This is a genomic window from Deefgea sp. CFH1-16 (assembly GCF_016881365.1).
In the GTDB taxonomy this organism is placed as follows: domain Bacteria; phylum Pseudomonadota; class Gammaproteobacteria; order Burkholderiales; family Chitinibacteraceae; genus Deefgea.
Genome location: NZ_WLYT01000001.1, coordinates 1,392,306 through 1,415,861, shown reverse-complemented (window position 1 = coordinate 1,415,861; position 23,556 = coordinate 1,392,306). Strand labels below are relative to the sequence as shown.

23 protein-coding genes and 4 pseudogenes are annotated in these 23,556 nt (G+C 47.4%); 9 read left to right on the top strand and 18 right to left on the bottom strand.

All coding sequences use genetic code 11. The features are described from left to right. Positions 1-15: 15 nt before the first annotated feature. The 4 genes from GKO28_RS07795 to GKO28_RS07780 all read left to right on the top strand — a co-directional run bounded on the left by GKO28_RS07795 (position 16) and on the right by GKO28_RS07780 (position 2,571). Complete coding sequence (locus GKO28_RS07795; RefSeq protein ID WP_182075880.1) at positions 16-399, top strand: hypothetical protein; 384 nt, start codon at positions 16-18, stop codon at positions 397-399. A gap of 13 nt (positions 400-412) precedes the next feature. After that, positions 413-1,246, top strand: a complete 834-nt coding sequence (locus GKO28_RS07790) for a hypothetical protein (protein ID WP_203564020.1) — start codon at positions 413-415, stop codon at positions 1,244-1,246. A gap of 195 nt (positions 1,247-1,441) precedes the next feature. Beyond that, positions 1,442-1,888: a DUF1523 family protein gene (locus GKO28_RS07785; RefSeq protein WP_203564019.1), complete on the top strand. Its 447-nt coding sequence runs from the start codon at positions 1,442-1,444 to the stop codon at positions 1,886-1,888. A gap of 131 nt (positions 1,889-2,019) precedes the next feature. Further along, on the top strand, positions 2,020-2,571 hold the full coding sequence (locus tag GKO28_RS07780; protein WP_203564018.1) for a GNAT family N-acetyltransferase: 552 nt from the start codon (positions 2,020-2,022) through the stop codon (positions 2,569-2,571). Here GKO28_RS07780 and GKO28_RS07775 read toward each other — a convergent pair. The 4 genes and pseudogenes from GKO28_RS07775 to GKO28_RS07765 all read right to left on the bottom strand — a co-directional run bounded on the left by GKO28_RS07775 (position 2,568) and on the right by GKO28_RS07765 (position 7,383). Further along, positions 2,568-3,753, bottom strand: a pseudogene (locus tag GKO28_RS07775) (PilT/PilU family type 4a pilus ATPase). The gene GKO28_RS07780 and the pseudogene GKO28_RS07775 overlap by 4 nt on opposite strands. Before the next feature lie 238 nt (positions 3,754-3,991). Next, complete coding sequence (locus GKO28_RS19530; protein WP_282099253.1) at positions 3,992-5,536, bottom strand: DEAD/DEAH box helicase; 1,545 nt, start codon at positions 5,534-5,536, stop codon at positions 3,992-3,994. Continuing rightward, positions 5,475-5,861, bottom strand: a complete 387-nt coding sequence (locus GKO28_RS19525; RefSeq protein WP_282099252.1) for a DEAD/DEAH box helicase — start codon at positions 5,859-5,861, stop codon at positions 5,475-5,477. The genes GKO28_RS19530 and GKO28_RS19525 overlap by 62 nt, the downstream gene beginning before the upstream one ends. A gap of 268 nt (positions 5,862-6,129) precedes the next feature. Then, on the bottom strand, positions 6,130-7,383 hold the full coding sequence (locus GKO28_RS07765) for an Hsp70 family protein (protein ID WP_182075878.1): 1,254 nt from the start codon (positions 7,381-7,383) through the stop codon (positions 6,130-6,132). Between the two features lie 214 nt (positions 7,384-7,597). Here GKO28_RS07765 and GKO28_RS07760 point away from each other — a divergent pair, with 214 nt between their 5' ends. Further along, positions 7,598-8,224 (top strand): metallophosphoesterase, encoded by a 627-nt coding sequence (locus GKO28_RS07760; RefSeq protein ID WP_203564017.1) that lies wholly within the window; start codon positions 7,598-7,600, stop codon positions 8,222-8,224. A gap of 266 nt (positions 8,225-8,490) precedes the next feature. Here GKO28_RS07760 and GKO28_RS07755 read toward each other — a convergent pair. From GKO28_RS07755 to GKO28_RS07735, 5 genes and pseudogenes are all read right to left on the bottom strand, one after another. Further along, positions 8,491-10,029: pseudogene (locus GKO28_RS07755) on the bottom strand (DHA2 family efflux MFS transporter permease subunit). Positions 10,030-10,194: 165 nt separating this feature from the next. Beyond that, positions 10,195-11,226, bottom strand: a pseudogene (locus GKO28_RS07750) (efflux RND transporter periplasmic adaptor subunit); the annotation flags it as partial. Next, a complete protein-coding gene (locus GKO28_RS07745; RefSeq protein WP_182075877.1) occupies positions 11,223-12,635 on the bottom strand; it encodes an efflux transporter outer membrane subunit in 1,413 nt (470 codons plus the stop codon). The gene GKO28_RS07745 and the pseudogene GKO28_RS07750, both read right to left, overlap by 4 nt. Positions 12,636-12,840: 205 nt before the next feature. Further along, positions 12,841-14,271 (bottom strand): phosphomannomutase CpsG, encoded by a 1,431-nt coding sequence (locus GKO28_RS07740; RefSeq protein ID WP_182075876.1) that lies wholly within the window; start codon positions 14,269-14,271, stop codon positions 12,841-12,843. Between the two features lie 4 nt (positions 14,272-14,275). Beyond that, complete coding sequence (locus GKO28_RS07735; protein WP_182075875.1) at positions 14,276-15,712, bottom strand: mannose-1-phosphate guanylyltransferase/mannose-6-phosphate isomerase; 1,437 nt, start codon at positions 15,710-15,712, stop codon at positions 14,276-14,278. 344 nt (positions 15,713-16,056) lie between these two features. On the opposite strand from GKO28_RS07735, the gene GKO28_RS07730 reads away from it, so the two are divergent. From GKO28_RS07730 to GKO28_RS07715, 4 genes are all read left to right on the top strand, one after another. Then, on the top strand, positions 16,057-17,082 hold the full coding sequence (locus GKO28_RS07730) for a polysaccharide biosynthesis/export family protein (RefSeq protein ID WP_203564015.1): 1,026 nt from the start codon (positions 16,057-16,059) through the stop codon (positions 17,080-17,082). A gap of 285 nt (positions 17,083-17,367) precedes the next feature. Then, positions 17,368-18,078: a 3'(2'),5'-bisphosphate nucleotidase CysQ gene (cysQ, locus tag GKO28_RS07725; protein WP_203564014.1), complete on the top strand. Its 711-nt coding sequence runs from the start codon at positions 17,368-17,370 to the stop codon at positions 18,076-18,078. Continuing rightward, positions 18,053-18,571 (top strand): adenylyl-sulfate kinase, encoded by a 519-nt coding sequence (gene cysC / locus GKO28_RS07720; protein WP_203564013.1) that lies wholly within the window; start codon positions 18,053-18,055, stop codon positions 18,569-18,571. The genes cysQ and cysC overlap by 26 nt, the downstream gene beginning before the upstream one ends. Further along, complete coding sequence (locus GKO28_RS07715; RefSeq protein WP_203564012.1) at positions 18,540-18,728, top strand: adenylyl-sulfate kinase; 189 nt, start codon at positions 18,540-18,542, stop codon at positions 18,726-18,728. The genes cysC and GKO28_RS07715 overlap by 32 nt, the downstream gene beginning before the upstream one ends. A 261-nt stretch (positions 18,729-18,989) precedes the next feature. Here GKO28_RS07715 and GKO28_RS07710 read toward each other — a convergent pair whose 3' ends face one another. The 9 genes and pseudogenes from GKO28_RS07710 to gmd all read right to left on the bottom strand — a co-directional run bounded on the left by GKO28_RS07710 (position 18,990) and on the right by gmd (position 23,554). Beyond that, the gene (locus GKO28_RS07710; protein ID WP_182075874.1) at positions 18,990-19,409 is read right to left on the bottom strand and encodes a glycosyltransferase; all 420 of its coding nucleotides are present in this window, start codon (positions 19,407-19,409) and stop codon (positions 18,990-18,992) included. A gap of 124 nt (positions 19,410-19,533) precedes the next feature. Next, positions 19,534-19,956: a hypothetical protein gene (locus GKO28_RS07705; protein ID WP_182075873.1), complete on the bottom strand. Its 423-nt coding sequence runs from the start codon at positions 19,954-19,956 to the stop codon at positions 19,534-19,536. Next, a complete protein-coding gene (locus GKO28_RS07700) occupies positions 19,925-20,287 on the bottom strand; it encodes a hypothetical protein (RefSeq protein WP_203564011.1) in 363 nt (120 codons plus the stop codon). The genes GKO28_RS07705 and GKO28_RS07700 overlap by 32 nt, the downstream gene beginning before the upstream one ends. Next, positions 20,284-20,721 carry an NAD-dependent epimerase/dehydratase family protein gene (locus tag GKO28_RS07695; RefSeq protein WP_247646423.1) on the bottom strand — a complete coding sequence of 146 codons (438 nt, stop codon included), beginning with the start codon at positions 20,719-20,721 and terminating at the stop codon, positions 20,284-20,286. The genes GKO28_RS07700 and GKO28_RS07695 overlap by 4 nt, the downstream gene beginning before the upstream one ends. Then, positions 20,691-20,864: pseudogene (locus GKO28_RS22750) on the bottom strand (NAD-dependent epimerase/dehydratase family protein); the annotation flags it as partial. The gene GKO28_RS07695 and the pseudogene GKO28_RS22750, both read right to left, overlap by 31 nt. Before the next feature lie 17 nt (positions 20,865-20,881). Continuing rightward, complete coding sequence (locus GKO28_RS07690; protein WP_182075872.1) at positions 20,882-21,511, bottom strand: hypothetical protein; 630 nt, start codon at positions 21,509-21,511, stop codon at positions 20,882-20,884. A 40-nt stretch (positions 21,512-21,551) separates the two neighbouring features. Further along, positions 21,552-21,812, bottom strand: coding sequence for a hypothetical protein (locus tag GKO28_RS07685; protein WP_203564009.1), 261 nt, complete (start codon positions 21,810-21,812; stop codon positions 21,552-21,554). Positions 21,813-21,855: 43 nt separating this feature from the next. Continuing rightward, positions 21,856-22,482, bottom strand: coding sequence for a sulfotransferase domain-containing protein (locus tag GKO28_RS07680; protein ID WP_182075870.1), 627 nt, complete (start codon positions 22,480-22,482; stop codon positions 21,856-21,858). Between the two features lie 37 nt (positions 22,483-22,519). Then, positions 22,520-23,554, bottom strand: a complete 1,035-nt coding sequence (gene gmd / locus GKO28_RS07675; RefSeq protein WP_182075869.1) for a GDP-mannose 4,6-dehydratase — start codon at positions 23,552-23,554, stop codon at positions 22,520-22,522. Positions 23,555-23,556: the final 2 nt, after the last annotated feature.

The window sequence follows — 23,556 nt, the reverse complement described above, 5'->3', positions numbered from 1 at the left end:
TTGCAGCAAAAGCTGATGGAAAGAAACTCGATTATTGGCACCTCAAATCTACAGTCTAAAAAGACTTTCCGTGATTTTATGGAAGAAGAGCGCGCCAATCAAACGCAAGAACGCCACAATGAGCGCCATCATGTTGAGCAACGTGCGGCGGTCCAATCAAGCCCTATGTCCGCAGCAGTGAAGACGCCAACCGCCATTGCGCCGATCGTAGAGCAAACGTTGACCGTTGAGGCGGTGTTAAGCCAAATCGATGAATTGGCCGATGCTCAGGCCAAACGTGATTATATGTCGACCTTGCCCGCTGATTTACGTAGCCAAGCGGCGACAGCAATTAAAGAGCGTAAAGCGGCGGCAGAAAAAGCCAAAGCAGACACTGAATTAGATGGTTTATTTGATTAAGCGAGTGAATACAATGCGGTTTTGGACTTTTTTGCTGAGCTTACCGATTGCAAGTTCTGTTTACGCGTCTACGCAGAACGCACTGCCAAGTTGTTATGGCTATGCCAAACTCACAGTGCCGGCTCAAGTGGTCGCGACCGAACTTTTTGTGGTGATTGATCAAACGACCCCTTTGGATGGTACGCTGCAGCAAGCCGTTGCCAATCAGCTAAAGCCTTTTTTGCAGCCAGGCAACGCGCTGTCGGTGACTCAGTTTTCGGCATTTACCCAAGGTCATTACACCGATGTTTTGTTGTCAGCCACTTTGGAGCGGCCATTGCCAACAGAGGAACGTAATGCAATTGGTAAAGCACAGCTGAGTAAATTTGACCAATGTATGGCCACACAAGCACCTAACTCGGCAAAGCTCGCTGGCAGTGCTTTAAAGAAAGCCTTTGCTGGAACAACATCCGACGTAGCTAAATCGGATGTATTAGCCAGCCTAAAAGATATTTCGGCCAAGATAAAGCAATCAAGCGCTCAGCAAAAAGTCGTGTTTATTGTTTCTGATATGCTAGAAAACTCCTCCGTTTCGAGTTTTTATGCCAAGCAGTCGGTGCGCAAAATAGAGCCGGCCAATGAATTAAAGTTAGTGGCGGAACATCAATTGCAAGGGGATTTTGCGGGCGCTCGAATTTATATCTTGGGCGCGGGCTTATTAGCAGAAGATGCCAAGCAAGCGAAAGGTGTTTATCGTGATCCTAAAACGATGGCAGCGTTGCAGCAGTTTTGGCGAGCATATTTTGAAAAATCCAATGGTAAACTGATCGAATTTGGTCAACCGGCATTACTCAATCCGGTGAGATAACCGCCGGAGGCGTCACTCAAAATGGCAGCTCATTGGAGCTGCCATTTTTAATTGCTTAGTCTATGCGTGGGTCGGTGGTATAAAACCAATGCCATCTTCAATAAAAGGAAAGAGTGATGCTCAAACTGAGAAAAGTACTACTGATTCTGTTGGCATTGATTGCGCTGGTAGGGACGGTGGCTTTGGATTGTTTTTTTGCCAGAAAAAACCATTACCACCATTACTGGGGTTGAGGTGAAGCTGACCGATAAAGACGGCCCGATTAGCAAGGCCAATCCAAGCGATGGGCCGACGGTGGATGTGTATTACATTTACACCAATCACGCGACCGATATTATTCGGGTGTTTAAAAATATTGATACCGGCTGGGGCTGGCCGTATTACTTTAAGTTTAATTCGGCGGATTTACAGGCCAAGGCCAAAACGCTGGAATTTGAAAAGAAACCCGCCTTAGTGACCTCCTACGGCTGGCGTTTTGACATGATGTCGTGGTTTCCGAATGTGGTGGATATTCAAGTGGCCGAGCCCGATAGCAGTACGTGGAGTTTTTGGCGCTGGCTGGGTTTTAGTGTGTGGGTGCTATTGCTGCTGATTGCCACCTTTGCGGTGTATCGTGTTACACGCCCCAAAAATAAAGCGTAAGAGGGCAATACATAGAAGGTGTATAGTGGCTTATCGTGAGTAAAATTGCTTGAGGTGAAGGCGTTGCCAGCCTTCACCAATCCACACACTCCTATTGCTTGCGGCCGTGCGCCGTGTTTATTGATCCTGTCGTGCTCCTTGCCTCGAAAGAGGGAGAAAGCTTGGCGATGTTGAGCGTCGAAACGATGAACTACGCCATTTTGCCGCTCAGTGCGGCGCATTTCTCGGGCTTGCATCAAGTGTTTGATGCGGCATGTAAAGAAGAAAGTTTCTTGTTCTTTTTGCAAGCGCCCCCCATTGAGCAAACTTTCCGTTATTACCAAAACATGGTCGATCGTGACTATGTGTATTTTGTGGCGCTGTGCGATGAAACTGTCGTGGGCTGGTGCGATATTTTGCCGCAAGGTGACGCTGCCCATGTGGGGGTATTAAGCGTGGCGCTATTGCCGCAGGCGCAAGGCTTAGGCTTGGGGCGCGCTTTAATGCTGGCGGCGCTGGCTAAAGCATGGCAGCAAGGTTTTATCCGCATCGAGTTGACTGTGCGCGTGGATAACCACAAAGCCCAAGCGCTGTATCAGCAGTTGGGCTTTGTGAATGAAGGCGGGCCACAACAAGATTTATGTATTCGCGGGCAATATTTTACGACGCAAACCATGGTCTTATTGGCGCATAGCGCGCTTTAGTTGCTGCTTTCGCTGGTCTCGGCCTCTTCTTCAGGCACTTGCTGCGCTTCAAGGGTGAGATGCTCAAGTCCGCTGTGATGCTCTTCTTTACGATGATGCAGACTGTTGAGTTTAATGTTTAAGCGCAGCTCATTGAGTGAATCGGCATTTTTTAGCGCTTCTTCCATACTGATTTTGCCTGCCTCATACAGCGCAAACAACGCCATATCAAAGGTTTGCATACCCAATTCTTTAGACTTGGCCATTGCGGTTTTAACACCGCCAACGTCGCCTTTAAAAATCATATCGGCAACCAGCGGTGTATTGAGCAAAATTTCAATTGCGGCGCTACGCCCTTTGCCATCGGGTGTCGCCACCAAACGCTGCGAAATAATCCCGCGCATATTGAGCGATAAATCCATATACAGCTGCGGGTGGCGCTCTTCGGGGAAGAAATTCACGATGCGCTCCAACGCTTGATTAGAGCTATTGGCGTGCAAAGTGCCCATACAAAGATGGCCGGTTTCGGCGAACGCCATGGCGTATTCCATGGTTTCTCGGTCGCGAATTTCGCCAATTAAAATCACGTCAGGCGCTTGGCGCAGCGTATTTTTGAGCGCAGCAAACCAATTTTTGGTATCACGGCCCACTTCGCGGTGCGTGACCAAGCAATTTTTTATTTTTATGCACATACTCAATCGGGTCTTCGATGGTAATGATGTGGCCGTGGCTATTTTCATTGCGGTAATCAATCATTGCCGCCATCGTCGTTGATTTACCCGAGCCGGTACCGCCAACCAATAGCACCAAACCACGCTGGCTCATCATCACTTCTTTTAATACTTTAGGCAGCCCTAATTCATCAAAATTAGGAATCTTGCTGGTGATGGTTCGCAGCACCATGCCAACCTTTTCTTGCTGCATAAAGACATTCACCCGAAAGCGGCCGATGCCTTCGGGGTTAATCGCAAAATTGCATTCTAATTCTTGTGCAAATTCGGTTTGTTGATCTGGGCGCATAATGGCCAAAGCCAGCGCTCGCGTGGCCGCCGCATTGAGCTTTTGCGCGCCAATCGGCGTCATTCTGCCGTTAATCTTCATGGCTGGCGGAAAATCATCGGCAATAAACAAATCGGATGCTTTGTGTTGAATCATCATCCGCAGTAAGTCATGCATGGTTTTTTTAGCTTGTTCGGGGCTCATTCTGGGCACTCGTCACGGTCAGTACAGACCTTGTATATAGATTGAATCAGGCTGAATTGCAGTTGCGAAGTTGATCAACTTCGTCAGTTTTATTGCTAGTCTATCTTACAGTCGTCATTTTATAGATTGATTTTAGCTGTTGCAGCTGGTTATTTTTTGGCGTTGCTGCATGGGCGTTTAATTTTTGAGCATAAAAAAGCCCATGGCGAACCATGGGCTGATGGACTGTCAGTCGGACTTAATCGCCGCGACGTTTATTACCGCTGCCGCCAAGTAGTGCGGCAGTAGGGCTGCTAGAGCGTGGACCACGGCTTTGTGGACGATCGCCGCGTGGTGCACCAAAGCCATCGCTGGCATTACGCGTAACGCCTGGACCACCATTGCGACCGCCACCTTGATAGCCCCGTGTTTGGCCTTGGCCGCTACGGCCACTGCGCATGAGTTCACCCGGCAAGGTATTGGCATTGCTCAGCGGTTGTTGCTCATCATAATTGATGCGCTCGCGACGCGGTGCTGGCGCAGCGCCCAATACTGAATCATGACGCGGTGCATTGCGAGGATTGCTATTGCGTGGCGCGCCATCACGTGGACGACGGCTATCGGTAGCACCTAAGGCATCCGAACGTGGGCGACGGGTATCAGTCGCGCCATCAGCACGTGGACGGCGGGTATCCGTTGCGCCTTCTGCGCGTGGACGGCGCTGCTCGCCATCGGTACGCGGACGACGTTGCTCAGTTTCGCCTTCAGCACGGTCAGCACGTGGGCGACGCTCAGCGCGAGCTTCGTTTTTGGCCGCGGTTTGTGCTGCCGCAGTTTCAGCTAACGCTTTGCTGCGGGCGCCATTCAAACGTGCGCCACCAGCTGCGGCTGGGCCACGTGGGGCGCGTGGGTTACGGTTTGGATCGCGTGGTGGGCGATCACGGCCTAAGCCACCACGAACAATCGGTTCTGGCTTCACGCGTAAATCGGCTTCAAAGCCTTCTAAGCAAAATTTAGGAATATCTTGCTTGGTAATGCGCTCGATTTCAGCGAGGAGTTTTAACTCGTCAACACACACCAAGGAAACCGCTTCACCAGTACAACCGGCGCGGCCAGTACGGCCAATCCGATGTACATAATCTTCGGCCACGTTGGGCAATTCAAAGTTCACCACGTGCGGCAATTCTTCGATATCCAAACCACGGGCCGCAATATCGGTGGCAACCAATACTTGCAATTCGCCTGATTTAAATTGGGCTAATGCAGCAGTACGGGCATTTTGGCTTTTATTGCCATGAATCGCCATCGCCGAAATGCCGGCCGCATTGAGTTTTTCGGCCACTTTATTACACGCATGTTTGGTGCGCATAAATACTAAAACTTGATGCCAATTGCCGTCTTTGATCAATTGCGTCAACAAAGGCAATTTTTTATCGCGGTCAACTAAATGCACGCGCTGGCTAATTAATTCATTGGTGGTATTACGGCGCGCAACTTCAACCAAACCTGGGTTTTTAAGTAGTTTGTCGGCGAGCTCTTTGATTTCATCGGAGAACGTTGCTGAGAACAGCAAGGTTTGGCGCTCTTTGGGGAAAATCGCCATTAATTTTTTAATGTCGTGAATGAAACCCATATCGAGCATACGATCGGCTTCATCGAGCACCAAGATTTCAATGCCAGACAAATCAATCGAGCGTTGATTCACCAAATCGAGCAAGCGGCCCGGTGTCGCAACCAAAATATCAATTGGAGAGCGTAAGCGCGCTTGTTGTGGACGAATATTTACGCCACCAAACACCACCATTGAAGTGATTTTGACGTATTTTCGAATACGTTTGAACTGATTCTTCCACCTGAGCAGCAAGCTCACGCGTCGGGGTTAGAATCAAAACACGTGGACGACCTTTGGCCTCGAGTGGCTCTTTGGCCAGCAATAATTGCAAAATCGGCAAAGTAAAACCGGCGGTTTTACCGGTGCCCGTTTGCGCTGCAGCGAGTAAATCGCCGCCTTGTACCACCAATGGAATGGCTTGGGCTTGAATCGGTGTAGGTGTGGTGTAGCCCGTATCGGCAACGGCACGCAAAAGTGGTTCGGCTAGCCCAAGGCTAGCAAAATTAAGTTCAGACATTCATTATTCCTGCTGCGGCCTGTCGCAAGGAGCGACACCAATCTAGGGCAGGTGGGGTATGTTGGATGGGTGGCTTGCGTGTCGAAGGTTTTCGATGAGGCAAGCAACGCGCCGATTGGTAGGGCGCGATCAGGGGCGCAGTTTAACTGCGCTGGCAAAAAAATACCAACGTTATCTGCTCGATGGGCTTTGATTGGGGATTAGGGATTAGGGATTAGGGAATGGGGAATGAGTTTACTTCCCAATCCCAGCTCCCTAATCCCCGCCATTAGCCGTAGCGCTGTTGCGCCACGACGGCAAGGCCGCAACCAACGCTGCCAAAGTGATCACCCTCTACTGCTTGGGCCGCTGGGAATTGCTCGGCTAAGGCGGCGCGCAAGGCGGGTACGGCGGATGAGCCGCCAGTAAAAAATAAGGTATCAACTTGGCTGGCATTGATGCCGGCGACATCCAATGTAGCTTGGGCTGCCGCGCAAATTCGGGCGGTTTCTTGCGCAATCGCTTGCTCAAATTGGCTGCGCTCGATCTGCGCCATCAAGCCTTTTTCGGCTTCGACTAAATCTAAGGCAAAATGAGACTGCTCAGATAGGGCAATTTTGGCCTCTTCAACGCGCATGGCTAAATGATGGCCTGCTTGGCTACGAATCACATTCAACAAGCGCTCAAAGCGCACATTGTCGACCACTTCCGGTGAGACATCTTGAAAACCACGCCACATTTTGCGGGTATAGGCAAAGTTAATCGTATGCCAAGTGGCCAAGTGGAAAAACACACTATTGGGTAATTCGGCGTTATTACTCAGTCGTGAGCCCATGCCCAATTCAGGCATGACGCAAGCGAGTGAGAGGCGTTTATCAAAATCAGTACCCCCGATATGTACCCCGCCGCTGGCTAATAAATCTGCTGACCGGTCGGGCATACCCCGTCGTTCTGGCGATAGACGCACCAAAGAGAAATCCGACGTACCCCCGCCAATATCAATCACCAGCACCAGCTCTTCGCGCTCGATACGTTGCTCGTAATCATGCGCGGCGGCAATCGGCTCAAATTGAAAGCTGACTTCTTTAAAGCCCAAACCACGGGCGATTTCGCCCAATGTGGCTTCGGCCTCGGCATCTGCCGCATCATTGTCGTCAACAAAGCGTACTGGACGGCCCAGTACCACGGCGTCAAATGTTTGGCCGGCCGATTGCTCGGCACGGGTTTTAACTTCGCCGATTAATTGCCCAATCAGATTTTTAAACGATAAATGCTGGCCGCCAATTTCAGTGCCTGCATCCATGAGGCTGCTACCTAATAAGCTTTTCATCGAGCGCATCAAGCGGCCTTCGTAGCCCTCTAAATACTCGCCCAACGCCGCGCGGCCATAAGTCCAGCGGTCTTCTTCCAAATTAAAGAATACCGCCGATGGCAGCGTGAGCTTGTCGGCCTCAAGGGGCAATAAGATTGCGCCATTGGGGCGCACAATGCCCGCCGTTGAATTAGAAGTACCAAAATCGATGCCGCAGGCTGAATAAGTCATAATGGAGCGTGGTTGGCCTGTAAGGGGGTCGTTAGACTACGCTGCTGCCGCATGCACGTCAAACACGCTTGCTGAATGGCTAGCGCGAAGTACCCAGTATGCTTTAATCTAGGGTCTGTTGACGTTGGGTTTGCCAAACTCTGTTGGTAAGCTCAAAGCCGCTTTTGCAGCAGGGTTCATCCATCTGTAGCGTATTGAAATAGGCGAGAAGTGAATGATTTTTTTCTGTGGTGACGTCCACGGCCAATTTGGGCATGTTATTTCGGCGGTGCAGCAGCATCGTCCGGATGCCATTGTGCTGCTCGGCGATCTACAAGCACCACAGCCACTCGAAACGGTCTTGGCCGACATCATTGACTTAACCGAGGTGTGGTATATCCACGGCAATCACGATACCGATGGCACGCGTGACTATTGTAATTTGTGGGATTCAGGCATGAGCGAGCGAAATTTACATGGCCGCGTAGTTGAAATCGCCGGCGTGCGTATCGCTGGTTTAGGTGGGATTTTTCGCGGTCATATCTGGATGCCACCCAATAACCCGGTCTACGCCAGCCCAGCGCATTATTTGCAGCACTGCGGCAAAGCCAATCAATGGCGTGGTGGCCTGCCACGCAAACAACGCAGCAGTATTTTTTATGCCGATTACCAAGCGCTAGCGCACGAAAAAGCCGACATAATGGTTACGCACGAAGCACCGAGCTGCCACCCTTGGGGGTTTTCGGTGCTGGATCGACTTGGGCAATCTATGGGAATTCAAAAGAGTTTTCACGGTCACCAACACGACAGCCTCAATTACCGCGAACACGATGCCCGCTTGGCTTTTAAGCCTACGGCGTAGCGCTACGCGCCATCATGGACGAAAACGGCAACACCATCAGCACCTGGGAAGAACCGGCGTAACTCGTATCGGTTTGTAGTTTCCGCGGTGGTGATGATTGGAAATGCCCTTGGCATCGTAGGGTGGAATAAGCAAAGCGCATTCCACCTATTCGCAACATATCTACGCGTAGCGCATCCCACAATATGGTGGAATGCGCTACGCTTATTCCACCCTACGATGGGCGAATACGTTGGGCGAATACTTTGGCCGATTCGTTGGCTACATTACCCCGCACCGGCGCCGTCTTTGCTTTCGCTAAATGGGCCACGGGCTTGCCATACCAAGGCAATCAGCACAATAAATAGCACGGCAAATAAGCCAAAAATATCGTTGGCAGACATAAAAAAGCTCAATTGGGTGATTTTTTGGTTAATCAGCCCCAGCGCTTGCTGCATGCTAAAGCCATGCGCGACCAACCCCGACAGGCTGTCTTGTACCACTGGATTGTAAGGGTTGATTTGCTGCACCAGATTGGCGTGATGGATCTTCTCTTGGTTATCCCACATCGCGGTGACTAGCGACACGCCAATGGTGCCGGACATGGTGCGCATAAAGTTGGACATACTTGCCGCCGAGGCAATCCGCTCTGGTGGTAATCCGGATAAAGTAATCGCGGTGAGTGGCATAAAAAAGCACGCTACGCCAATCCCTTGCACAAACTGCGGCCAAGCCAACCAGCCAAAACTAATCGCTGGTGTATAAAAAGTGCGCCAGTAATAGCAAGCGGCAAACACCAAAAACGCCAAGCTGACTAATAATCGCAAATCAATTTTGCTGGAATAGCGGCCAATCAACGGCGACAACACCACTGGCAATAAACCCACTGGCGCTAAAGCCAGCCCCGCCATTGTTGCGGTATAGCCTAAATGCTCTTGCATTAATAAAGGCAGCAATAAGATCGAGCTAAAGTACATTAAAAAACCCAAGCTCAAAAACTCAGCGAACCAATGGTGAAATTGCGATGTTTAAATAGCGCTAAATCCAGTACCGGATACGGCTCGTCGCGCTCCCAAATTAATAAAAACACCAAGCCGACTGCCGCAATAATCGCCAAGGCAATAATGCAGTTAGAGCTAAACCATTCATATTGATTGCCCAAATCGAGCATGATTTGAAAAGCACAAATGGTGATAATCAATAAAGCCAAGCCAACGCGATCAACCGGTACGGACAAGCGCGTAGTTTCGCGGCCTTTGAGCTGCCAAAACGCCACGCCAGCAACAAACAAACCCACCGGCACATTGATAAAGAAAATCCCGCCCCACACCCAATTATCAGTAATCCAGCCGCCCAAAATCGGCCCCACAATCGGTGCCAAAAATAATCGTCATCGCCCATAAAGCCAGCGCCAGCGTTTTTTTCTCGGGCGGGTAACACGCTAGCAGCAAGCTTTGCGACAAAGGAATCAGCGGCCCAGCCAATAAGCCCTGCAACACGCGGAAAAAAATCAGCATATCCAGCGATGGGGCAATGCCAGACAAAAACGACGTAATCACAAAACCAATCACGCCGACCATAAACACCCGCACTTCGCCAAAACGCTGCGCCACCCAGCCCGATAGCAGCACCGAAATGGCATTAGCCACGCCAAACGAGGTAATCACCCACGTGCCTTCGGTAACCGATGCACCCAAATCGCCCGATATGGTCGGAATCGCCACATTGGTAATGGTGGTGTCAAGCACCTGCATAAAGGTCGCTAGCGCCAGCGCCGCCGTCGCCCAGATTCGCGCTGAACCATACAGTGGCGACACGGTACTCATTTTTTTCCGCCCAGCGGCTGGCGCCAAATTGGCTTGAATAATGGCATCAATATGCTGATTGGCTTGCTGCAACGATACCGCATATAGATTGGTTGATTCGACCGGCTGGCCATTGCTAGGTTTAGCCAAACGCGGGCCAGATTGATCATGGGTATTGACCGTAACACTCATCGACAAGCCGATTTGCAGCGGATACTTGGCTAATTGCTGCGGATCAAGGGTAATTCGCACTGGCAAACGCTGCACAATCTTAATCCAGTCGCCATTGGCGTTTTCTGGCGGCAGTAGCGAAAAAACGCTGCCGGTGCCGGGCGATAAACCGGCAACTTTGCCATCAAACTGGACTGAGCTGCCGTATAAATCGGCGGTTAAGGTGACGGGCTGGCCGATGCGAATTGGCTCGATTTGCGTTTCTTTTAAATTGGCATCGACCCACACATTGGATAACGGCGATAAAGCCATTAGCGGTGAGCCGGGGGCAACTTGTGCTCCAACGGCGACGGCGCGTTTGGCTACTTGCGCGTCAACCGGTGAGCGAATATCGGTGCGCTGGCGATTCAGCCACGCCTCGCGCAGTGCATCGGCCGCGGCGCTAACTTCGGGATAATCACGCACTACACCGCTGAGCACCTGCATTTTCGCCGCTTGCAGCGCGGCTTGGCTGGCTTCGAGTGCCGCTTGGGCCGAGGCTTTGGCCTGCTCGGCGTGTTGCAATACTTCGGCACTAATTGCTTGCCCCTCGGCGGCGATGCGGCGGCGTTGCAAATCGTCGCTGGCCTGTTTAAACGCGACTTCGCGCAGCGTGACTTCGGCATTGAGTTGCGCCACTTGCTGCTGCGCCACTTGTGCGCCGCGTACTGCGCGCGCCAACGCCGACTCTGCCCGCGCCAAGGCCAGCGTGGCATCACTGGCATCTAAGCTCACCAGTAAATCACCGGCTTTAACCATATCGGTATTGTGTACATACACCGCGCTGACTGTACCGCCAATCCGTGAGTCAATCTGGGTGACATAACCCGCCACATACGCATCATCGGTGCTTTCTTCATAACGCAGCACCAATAGCCAATACAACAACACCGCACCCGCAATCAGTAGCAGCAGCAAACTGGCGACGATGAGCGAGCGGCGGCGGCGATGCGGGTCAACATTGGGCGTGTCGGCAGCTGTATTCGGGGTGGTCAACGGTTCACTCATGGGGTTTCCTTCGAGTCAGTTGCGCCCATGGCGCGGATCAGGCTGGTTTGGGCAATCAGGCGGTCGCGTTGCGCCTGTAATAAAGATAAACGCGAATTCACGTGCGACAAATGCGATTGCAAGGTGTCACTCGCTGGCGACAAACCGGCGCGTTGGCGCAATCGGGCGCTATTGGCCAATTGTTCAGCCGCCGTTGCGCTGAGTTTGGCCTCGGCTTCAATCTTGAGCGTGGCTTGTTGGCGCGCCAAACTGGCGGCGCTGTCATTGGCGATATCGAGCAGAGTTTGGTTATAAATCGCAATTGCCGAGGCGTAATGGGCATGCTGCAAATCCAGCGCGCCCTGTAAAGCGCCCGCCTCAAAAATCGGCAAGCTAATGGCTGGCGTTACGCCTAAGCGGCGAGAGGCCGAATCAAACAAGGTGGCGGTGGATAACGACGACAAACCAATCAATGCCGACAAAGAAATATCGGGATAAAAATCCGCCTGCGCCGCGCGAACTAAAGCCGCTGCGCTTTCAACTTGATACTTAGCGGCGAGTAACTCAGGGCGCTGCGCCAATTGATTGAGCCGCAAATCAGCCGTATCAATCGGCCATGCCGGTAAAGCGCGTGGGGCTTGCGCTGCCAAATCAGCTTGGCTGGTGAGCGTGAGCGCGGCCAATGCCGCTTGTGCGTTACTGCTGGCTAGTTGCGCCGCGATTAGCGCGGTGCGCGCCTCGGCGAGGAGTAAGGTTTGTTCATTTTGCGCGTCGCGGCTGACTAAACCGGCGCGTTTTAGGGTTTTACTTTTTTGCGCTAACTGCTCGCTGGCGAGCAGTGCTGCTTGCTGCAACATGATTTCTTGCTGCGCGGCGCGCCAGACTAAATATTGCGTTACCACCTCGGCGGCCAACCATTGCTGCGCGCTGGCTTGCTCTAGCTCGGCGGCGCGGCTGGCGCCGGCCGCAGCGGCAACGCGTTCACGAATCTTGCCCCATAAATCAAAGCTGTAATTGAGGTTAGCGCCGATTTGCGAATAATTTTGCCAAGTCCCGGCAATCGGCGGCGGAATCAAACCATCGGCGCTATAGCGTTGACGATTCAACGACGCCTGCGCATTCACCCTTGGCCCGCTGCCACTAGCCGCAATCGCCTCGTTCGCTCGCGCCGCCGCCACTTTGGCCGCCGCTAGTGTGAGTTTGGGATTGTCCGCCAAAGCCTGGTCAAGCAATTGATCCAGCACCGGATCACGCAAAGCCCGCCACCACGCTCCACGGGCAAATTCAGGCGATTGAGGCAAAGTGCTTAAAGAAAGCTGACTAGCTGTCAGCATCGGCGGCATGGGTGGGGAAGGGGCTGCGCAAGCAGTTAACAACGCCAGTAATAAAGTACACAAACCAGCCTGCGGTAAACGTTGGAAGGCCACCATAGTGCTTTTTCGCCAGATGATAAGTAGCTTTATGCTAGTAGATAAGCTCAATACTGTCACTTGCTGTAGTTATGTATCTGTGCATATTTACAAAATACTTTCTGTTTATGTTTTGCAAATCGTGAATGTTGCCAAGGTTTGTTGGAGTTTGGTTTCCCGCCGCGCTGGAGCGCTTTTCGTTTATAAACCGTAAAAAAAATGCCGCTCACTGTAAATAAAGTGAGCGGCATTGCTTGTAGAAGAGAACGAAACGGTTTTTCCAGCGATAGGCTAGCCTTGAATTTGCTGGATGAGTATGGCGGTTTTTTCTTGCATTAAAGCTGCATTGCGCGCGGCTCTCAACATTTAGGCGAATCACAGGTTCGGTATTCGAGCCACGTAAATTAAAGCGCCAATCGGCAAACTCCATACCAACACCATCAGTCTCATCAATATGTTCGGCTAGTGGTGCATACAAAGCACGAATTCGCGTAATCGTCGCTGTAACATCGGCCACCTGATAATTGATCTCGCCCGATGATGGGAATGCCGCAATACGCTCGGCAACCAAACTAGAAAGTGGTTTTCCGGTTTGGCTCAATAATTGCGCCACCAACAACCAAGGAATCATCCCGCTATCGCAATAAGCAAAATCGCGGAAATAATGATGTGCGCTCATCTCGCCACCATAAATTGCATCTTCTTGGCGCATACGCTCTTTAATAAATGCATGACCTGTTTTGCTCTGAATCGCCACGCCACCGGCTGCGCTTACTTCATCAATCGTATTCCAAGTTAATCTAGGATCATGAATAATCTTTTGATTATGGGTATCTTTTAGAAATGCTTTAGCTAAAAGACCTACAATATAATACCCCTCGATAAACTCGCCAGTTTCATCAAACAAAAAGCAGCGATCAAAATCACCATCCCAAGCAATCCCCATATCTGCACCATGTTTAATCACCGCATTTTGCGTATCACTACGGTTCTCTGGCAGTAATGGGTTTGGAATACCATTCGGAAAGCTTGAATCAGGCTGATGATGTACCTTGATAAACTCAATCGGCACCCCGTGATGATTAAACTGAGCTTCAAGCGCATCAATCACATGCCCGGCTGCGCCATTACCAGAGTTCACCACTAATTTGAGTGGGCGCAATTGCTTCAGGTCGATATACGTCAGCAAATGCTGCACATAGTCCGGCAAAATGTTCAGTGTAGTAAGCGCACCACGTTGCAATACCGGCGTAAATTCATTGGCCTCGGCTAGCTGTTGAATCTCGCGCAAACCCGAATCGCCACTAATTGGTTGAGCACCACGGCGTACTAGTTTCATACCATTAAAATCCAGCGGATTATGGCTCGCTGTGACCTCAATGCCACCATCAACATCTAAATGGAAAGCACTAAAGTAAATCTCTTCTGTGCCCGTCATGCCAATATCGATGACATCTGCGCCAGCATCCATCAGGCCATTGGCCAAAGCTAATTTAAGCTCAGCCGAAGTTGCTCGTACATCGCCCCCACCACAAATCCGTTTGGCCTGTAAAAACTGACCATAAGCACGGCCAATACGATAAGCAATCTCAGTATTGAGCTCTTCACCCAAGCGGCCACGTATGTCGTAAGCTTTAAAACAAGTTAAATTTGACATCAAACTACACCTCTGTGGCGGTTTGACGGCCATATTGGTCTTCAAAACGCACAATATCGTCCTCGCCTAAATAGCAGCCCGATTGAACTTCAATAATCTCTAATGGAATCTTGCCCGGATTAGTCAATCGGTGCGTGGTACCCAATGGAATATAAGTTGACTGGTTTTCAGACAACATCAGCTCTTGTGAACCATTCACAATCAACGCCGTGCCTTTAACCACAATCCAATGCTCGGCACGATGATGATGCATTTGTAAACTTAACGAGCGGCCTGGACTCACTAAAATACGTTTTACTTGAAAACGCTGGCACTCATCCAAGCCCTCATACCAACCCCAAGGACGATACACTCGGCGATGCGTCACCGATTCGCTACGACCGGTAGCATTTAAACGCTCAACAATTTTCTTTACATCCTGCGCTTGATCTTGGTGGGCAACCAAAATCGCATCTGCGGTCTCGATAATAATCAGGTCTTGCACTCCCACCGTAGCAACCATACGATGATCAGCGCGAATGTAGCAATTGCGCGTATTTTCGGCGATAACATCACCAATTTGGCTATTTTCAAATTCATCTTTAGGGGTAATCTCGGCTAGCGCAGTCCACGAGCCAATATCATTCCAGCCTAAGCCTTCGGCCTCAATCACCGCCGCATGGGCCGTTTTTTCCATTACGGCATAATCAATAGAATCAGCTGGGCTAGCAGCAAAAGCTGCAGTATCAAGCCGCATAAAATCGGGATCTTGCTGGCCATTGCTAATGGCTAATTCGGCCTGCTTTAAAATTTCTAGGCTAAATTGACCTAATTCAGCAAGGTAAGTCGATGCTTTAAATAAAAACATCCCACTATTCCAATAGTAATTACCATCATCAACAAATTCTTGGGCCCGTTTTAAATCTGGCTTTTCAACAAAACGATCCACCTCAAAACAAGTACCGCCCGCCATTAATGCGGCACCACGGCGAATATAGCCATAACCAGTATGCGCACTCTCGGGCTTGATACCAAAAGTCACCAATTTACCGTTGGCCGCAATCTCGCTCGCTTGCTGAACTAATTGATGAAAAAGCGCTTGATTAGGAATTACATGATCAGATGGCAAAACTAAAATTAAAGCATCAGGATTAACCCGCTGCGCCAAAATAGCGGCCACTGCAACAGCAGGGGCCGTATTACGGCCTACCGGCTCTAATACAATATTTTGTGGTTTAACTGCAATTGAATTCATTTGCTCAGCAAGCAAAAATCGCTGATCAGTATTTGAAATAAAAATTGGCGCAAGCGCACCAGGAAAACCTTTTAAACGCAATGCGGCCTGTTGGACTAAAGAATGCTCACCCACCAGTGGTAAATATTGCTTGGGATAACCTCCGCGAGACATAGGCCAAAGACGAGTACCGCTGCCACCGCAAAGGATGACTGGAATAAGAGACATTGTTTGTATTTCCATGAATTAATTGCAATTTAATTTGATGAATTGCACTGTAAGTGGTTGATTTTATTTGTTTTATTATGGGGTAATTGTTTTTGGCTAAGAGATTGAGCTAAAAATTACACCGTGACAATTATTCTTAATTGTATTGTATAATGTTTTTCTATCGCAGTTAAAATTATTTGCTAGTTACTATACAAGCAAATAATAATAAAGAACTAAGCAATAGTTTAAATTTGATGTGCCGGTAAATGGTTTAAAATTGATAACAATCAATTTGTAGTGCATAGAGGTTGCGAAGGGAAACCAGCGCGATTGAGCTAGATCTTAATTTTAATAGAAGTCATATGCCAAAAAAAACAATTTCTAAATTGAATCGTGAAGCTAAGTTATTAGTATCGTGCTTAGCGATTATGCTGAGCGCATGCTCAAGTGTGCCAACATCAGGCCCAAGCACATCAGCAATAACATCTCAAACTAGTACTAATTTAGATAATCGCGGGATTCAGGTTGTTGATATTAATGAACAAGTAGCAAGAGATTTGCTGGCACAACGGCAAGAAGCTAATTTTAGAAAACAATTTGGTACTGAGGCTTTAAAACAAAAACGTTTAGCAGCAGGTGATGCAATCGAGATTTCGGTATGGGAAGCGCCACCAGCAACCTTATTTAGCGCAATCACCAGTAATTCGAATACATCAGGCAATAGCCGAATTGTTATTTTGCCAGAACAAACAATAGATACTAACGGCATTATCACCGTGCCCTTTGCCGGTAAAATCAATGTCATTGGTAAACCGCTCAACGAATTAGAGCAAGAAATTACCCAGCGCCTAAAAGGCAAAGCCAACCAAGCACAAGTGAATGTGAGATTAACTCGCAATACCACTTCATACGCCACCGTCATTGGTGATGTAAATAGCAGTGTTCGCATGCCACTCACACCACGCGGTGAATTACTGCTTGATGCACTGGCCGCTGCAGGTGGCACAAAACAAGCCATTAATAAAACCGTAGTGCAATTAACGCGTGGCGTTCAAGTGCAAAGCATGCCACTGGAACAAGTTATTCGTGATCCGCTGCAAAATATTACGCTGCAACCGGGTGATGTGGTGACTGCATTATTCCAGCCATTTAGTTTTACCGTGCTCGGCGCAACCGGCAAAAATGACGAGATTAATTTTGAAGGCCAAGGCATTACGCTAGCGCAAGCATTAGGCCGAGTCGGTGGATTACAAGACTCACGTGCACATGCCGCTGGGGTGTTTATTTTCCGATTTGAAAATAAAAATGCACTGGCATGGCAAGATAAATCAACATACGCCACTGCCAATGGAAAAATCCCCGGTGATTTATCGACTAGATTTGACTGATCCAGCGAGTTTCTTTGCCGCGCAAAGCTTCCCGATAGAAAGCAAGGATTTGTTGTATGTATCTAATTCGCCGATTACAGAACTACAAAAATTCTTGAACGTGGTTTTCTCAATCACATATCCAGTAACCAGCACCATCAATACATTTAATTAAATAAATATTGAGAGTTGGCTATTGATTCACCCTTGATAAAGACAAAAGATCCTAATATTTAGGCCGTCTTTATCAAGGTAATTTTAATATCCAAGCTAAATTGTTGATTTAGTTTGATCAGGACATTTTCTATGTTAGAGAGCGTAATCGAACTTTGTCAGCAAGCTGGCGATGCAGTAATGGACATTTATTCAGAAGATATTAAAGTCGAGATAAAAAATGATTTATCACCTTTAACATTGGCTGATTTAAAATCAAATGAAATTTTAGTAGCAGGGTTAAAAAAATTAACGCCAAATATACCAATTATATCGGAAGAAATTAGCCAGCAAGAGAAAATAAAATTAGGTGCTAAGTTTTGGATGATAGATCCTCTCGATGGTACTAAAGAATTTATTAAGCGTAATGGTGAGTTTACGATTAATGTTGCATTAATTGAAAATCGTCAACCAATCCTAGGTGTAGTTTATGCCCCTGCGCTTGGAAAACTCTATGCCGGTATTCCAGAGAAAAATGCATTTGTATTACAAAATGGCGGTAGAAAGCTGCTAAATTGTCGAACACCACCAGAGCAAGGGTTAACCGTTTTAGGTAGTCGTTCCCATGCCAATGAGCAACTACTTACAGATTTTTTAGCCGATAAAAAAATAGCTGAAATTATTCCTGCCGGTTCATCATTGAAATTTTGCTTAATTGCCGAAGGACAAGCAGATTTATACCCTAGATTAGGCCCAACGATGGAATGGGATACCGCAGCAGGGCACGCCGTACTTTTAGCTGCCGGAGGCGAAGTTAATAATTTAGATGGTGAAGTGTTTGAATTACCAAAAACCGAGCTTTAGAAATGATTACTTTGTTGCCAATTGTAAAGATAAAACATCCATTGCGGAGCAAAATAATTTAACGACTGAGCTGTATAAGGTTTCAAAATTGCAAAGGTCGCAATTAAAAAAACAGAAACCTATATTAATTTGGTTTACGGGTATATCTGGCTCAGGTAAATCAACTTTGGCCAATTTGCTTGATAGCTATTTGCACAATTTAGGCTACCATAGCTGCGTACTAGATGGCGATAATGTGCGGCAAGGATTAAATGCAGATTTAGGGTTTAGTGAGCAAGATAGACAAGAAAACATTCGCCGTATTGGCCATGTATCACGTTTAATGGTTGATGCTGGCTTGATTGTAATCACAGCTTTTATTTCACCATTTGCTAAAGATCGAGCTGCAGCTAAAGCATTATTTTCGGCTGACGAATTTTTTGAAATTCATCTTGATATGCCAATAGAGCAGGCAGCTCAGCATGACAAAAAAAGGGCTTTATCATTTAGCTAAAACAGGACAAATAAATAATTTTACGGGTCTAACATCACCTTATGAAAAACCAGAAAAACCTGACTTGTTGATTAACACCAATCTGAAATCTATACAGCAAAGTTTTGAAGCTATTATTGAAAAAATAGAGCCAATTATTCGTGATCAAGCTGTCTGATACAAATAGTATTTAATATTTAGTGGTTACTTCTTGCCTGCAAAGGATTGCAGTTGCAGGCAAGCTAGTTTCAACGTTTAGCATTTAATTAATAAAGCTTTCGGGCTAATCAATGCTAAATTGATTTTGCGTACAATTGCTGTGTTGCTGCATAACACCGATCCCACGAATAATACGCTTTAATTGTTTCAGTATGATGAAGTATCTCGCTTTGCCATATTAAATCTTCTAAACAAGATTCTATTGTTTTAGCAAAATCAGTTAAGCTTTCTGGATTAACATACTGAGCTTTTTGCTTAGAAACTTCACGTAACACCGCAATAATATATCATTGGCAATTACCGCCGTACCGCTGGCAATAGCCTCAATAATAGGTAAGCCAAATCCTTCATATTTTGATGGGTAAATAAAGCTACATGCGCCAGCAAAATAATAGGGCAGCAATTGCTCATCAACAAAGCCTAAATGAATTAACCAACCTTCAGCCACTGCATTTGCAATTGCCTGCTTTAAATCGTCTCCTGCCCAGCCAGCCGAACCAATTAAAACTAAAGGTTTTGCTTGGCGTAATAAAATAGGCAATAGGCGATAGGCTTTTAACAGTAAATCAATATTTTTGCGTGGCTCTAATGTAGATACACATAAAGCATATTGTTTAAAGCGTAAACCACTGGCAGGCATAACAGCCTGCCATTCGGCTGCAGAATAAGGGCGATAATGCGCACTGGTGCCTAAGCCAATGGCATGCACTTTGGCTGGATCACAGGCTAAAAAATCAATTAATTCAAGGCGCACGGCTTCTGAATCAGTAATTAAGGTATGCGCTTTGATTAACCGATGCAGTAAATAGCCTCTCGAATTGCTTTACTCGTTCAATGGGATGCGTTTCTGGAAATTTAAATACAGAAAGATCATGAATCGTAGCAATTGCGTTTTCGGCCCAAGGTGGGACAAAATAATTAGGGCCATGGAATACAGTGTTACGCCCAGTATGCTGCCAATAATATTTTTTAGCTTTGCGTGGCAAATAATTTAACCACTTGGCAGTGGGCTGCAAATTCACATGATGTGCGTCATTAATACTACTCGGGGCGATCCATTGGCCGTTTAAATAAAAACGAGAATTTAATTCTTTTGAGTGATTAATTCGTTTGGCGATTTCCCATGTATAACGGCCAATACCTGTAAGCGGGGGCTTAAGTGCTTCTACTGATAAAATTACTTCCACTCGCCCTCCTCAAGCATCCAGCGCAAAGTATCAACCAGAGGAAACGCCGCAATAGGGCCAATGACTGACTCAAGATAATGACGATCACCGCGTAAAATTTTTTAATTTCATTCGCCCGAACAAATGCTGGATTAACTCGAACCTCTAATTCATGGTTGGATAATTTGGCCAATATAGCAATCACTTCGGCCAAACTAAAAGCCTCACCACTGCAGACATTAAAAGTGCCGCCAATGGCCGCAGGGGTTTCTAATAAACGACGGTAGGCCGATACCACCATGCGCACATCAGAAAAATCACGCGAAACATCTAAATTACCCAGCTCAATCACTGGTGCACGGCGCGCGCAAAATGGCCAACAATTTTTGGTAATAAAAATTGCGGCGCTTGGCCCACGCCAGTGTAATTAAATGGACGAACAATAATGAGTGGCAAATCGTCGGCATATAATTTAGCCACATATTCCATTGCTATTTTGCTAACGGCATAATCATTAGCTGGCGCTGGCGGGGTCGATTCGGCAATGCAATCAATATCGGTATTGCCATAAATATTGGCACTACTGGCCAACAACACTGCGCGAGGGCGATGCTTAGCGAGCTTAATCGCCTGTAATAAATTACGCGTGCCGACCACATTGCTGCGATAAATCGCATCGACATCACCATGCGCAACAAAAAAGAAACCGCCGCCAAATGCGCCACAACATCGGGCTGCACGTGCTCTAAAACCTGCGCTAAACCCGCTTGATCGGCCAAATCGCAAGCATAAACCTTATCCACATTGGGAATTGGCGTAGCGCTGGCTTGATGAGCCAAGCCAATAACGCGATAACCTGCTTGCTGTAATTCTGCCGCGAGATAGCGGCCAGTAAATCCATTAATACCAGTAATTAATGCGGTTAACATAGCAACCCTTTAATAAATTAAAAATAATTAGGTGTAATCTCAAGCTGAATAATTTGTAGCTGAGTTTGCTCATTAACCCAAATACGGACTTCTAAATCGTTGCACGGCTGATCAAGCGTAATTGGCGGCATCACAATACAGCCCGCTGAATCAAGATCAATTTGATCGCAGGCCATAAGCTCAATGGCACCCGATGCCATCACCACATCCAACCTAGCCCCTGCGGCAATAAAGTTTTGGCATTCGCAGTGAATGCGTAGCTGATATCGCCCTGCGGGCAAGGCCAGATAAGGCCCATACATCAAAAAACCCGCTTCACCATTGCTACTGAGATAGGCGTCACTGCGCACCCCGACTTGATGCTGTAAGCGCGGATCATGGCTTTTAAACAGATGGTTCTTTGGGGTATAGAGCGGGGAAACACTCATTTGTGCGGGTAGGTAAGCATACCCAGCAAAAGGCTGGCTGGTATTGTAATGCACTTCAAATTCGCACAATACATCGTGCCACGCTAATTCGCGTGGGCCTGCTGCAGTCAGCTCGGCAAATGCAAAGCCAGCGGTGTATTTGCCTGCGGGTAAATCGGCAATCAAATGATGGCTAACGCGATAAGCACCGCGCTGCAATCGCTGGGCTGGCAGCCGCAATAAACTGCTATTGGTGCCAAAAGCCCATTTTTTATCCGCATCAAAAAATATGAATGCCCATTTCTAATTCGTTAATGTCTTTGGCGATAAAGAAATCTACGTCGAATGCAATTAACTGACCGTGTTGAACAACTTTATCATTTCTAAGTTGTACGGCGTTTATTGTTATTTCATCGCTAATGAAGTCACGAATTTTGTTTTTTGGTAATTCATATTTTAGCCATGATTTTTGTGTTAAATAAATGTTTTGTGTTGCCGTTTTTTTTATCGACTTTTTCCACTCTAAAATTTTAGAAAACAACTCTATATCAAGTTGATTAATCTCGATGATTTTTTGTCGCAATTCATGCGATAAATTTTTTGACTTCAGGGCGCTTATTTGTAACATTAACCCGAGCGATTTCTTTTTGCATCGGTATGCTAATCAGTTGAGATACGTCAGCAAGAAATTGTGGAATTTCATGAAATAAACCAACGGCATCATATTGCTGGATGATCAAAAAAGCATTGGCCACCTTTTCGCTATCTGATTCTAAACCAGTGCCATTTATACGGCAAAAGTGTTCAACATATCCATTAGAAATATGATTAAGAATAGGGCTGGGAATATCTCTACCATTGGATTGTAATACTTGGATTGCTTCTGCTCTTGTCTCAGGTAATTGTGTATCATCATGATTATTAATGACGAAATAGAGCCAAGATACGACCCGTTCGACGGGCTCTCGAAAAACGGTTATGTATTGATAACGCGGATCAAGTGCTTCTTGAATATCAAATTGAATATGTGCACTAATAATTGAATATATTCCGCCGTATTGGCGAATCAAATCTTGATGAGCGCCAATTAAATTAGGTGTCACGCTGCCAGAGCCTAATTCCTCTATGAGCCAAGCATTAATCGCTTGTCCGGCGGTTTTGGGAAGGTGATCAAAAATAACCCGACCAGAAAAAGCTTTGCTTGGCATCATAGAGGCAATCCGTTCGTTAATAATTAACGATTAAATATTAAAAAGAAAACCCAGCTTGATTTCGACGAATATCGGCATCAACCATCATTTGGCATAATTCTTCGAGCGTGGTTTTTGGCTCCCAGCCTAATTCATTTTTAGCTTTTTCTGGATTACCAATCAGCAATTCAACTTCGGCTGGGCGATAGAATTTTGGATTGACCTTCACCAAAGTCTTACCGCTGGCACGGTCAATAGCCGTTTCGTTTTCTGCTTCGCCTTGCCATACCAAATCAAAGCCTGCGGCTTTAGCGGCCATGGTAACGAAATCGCGTACGGTTTCGGTACGGTTGGTTGCCAGTACATAGGTATCGGCACGATCGGCTTGCAGCATACGCCACATGCCTTCAACGTATTCTTTGGCAAAGCCCCAATCGCGCTTGGCATCCATATTGCCAAGTTCCAACACATCGAGCAGACCTAGTTTGATTTTGGCCATGCTGTCGGTGATTTTGCGAGTTACAAACTCTTGGCCGCGTAGAGGTGATTCGTGATTAAACAAAATACCGCTGCAAGCAAAAATATCGTAGCTTTCGCGGTAATTAATCGTCATCCAATGGGCATATAGCTTGGCAACGCCATAAGGGCTGCGCGGGTAAAACGGCGTGCTTTCGATTTGCGGAATCGCCTGCACTTTGCCAAACATCTCTGAAGTGCTGGCTTGGTAAAAGCGAATTTTTGGGTTAACAATGCGAATCGCTTCTAGCAAATGCACTGGGCCAATGCCGGTAATGGCGGCGGTAGCCAGTGGCTGGTCAAACGACACGCCAACAAAGCTTTGTGCCGCAAGGTTGTAAACCTCGGTGGCGCCAGTGGTTTGTAGCAAGCGAATGCTAGCGCTTAAATCAGTTAAATCGTATTCAACTAAATGCAAATTAGGATTTTTTTGGATGCCTAATTCTTCAATACGCCAAAAATTCACTGAGCTGGTCCGGCGATATGTACCGTAAACAACATAGCCTTTTTCGAGCAAAAGCTCGGCAAGATAGGCGCCGTCTTGACCAGTAATACCAGTGATAATTGCTGTTTTCATTT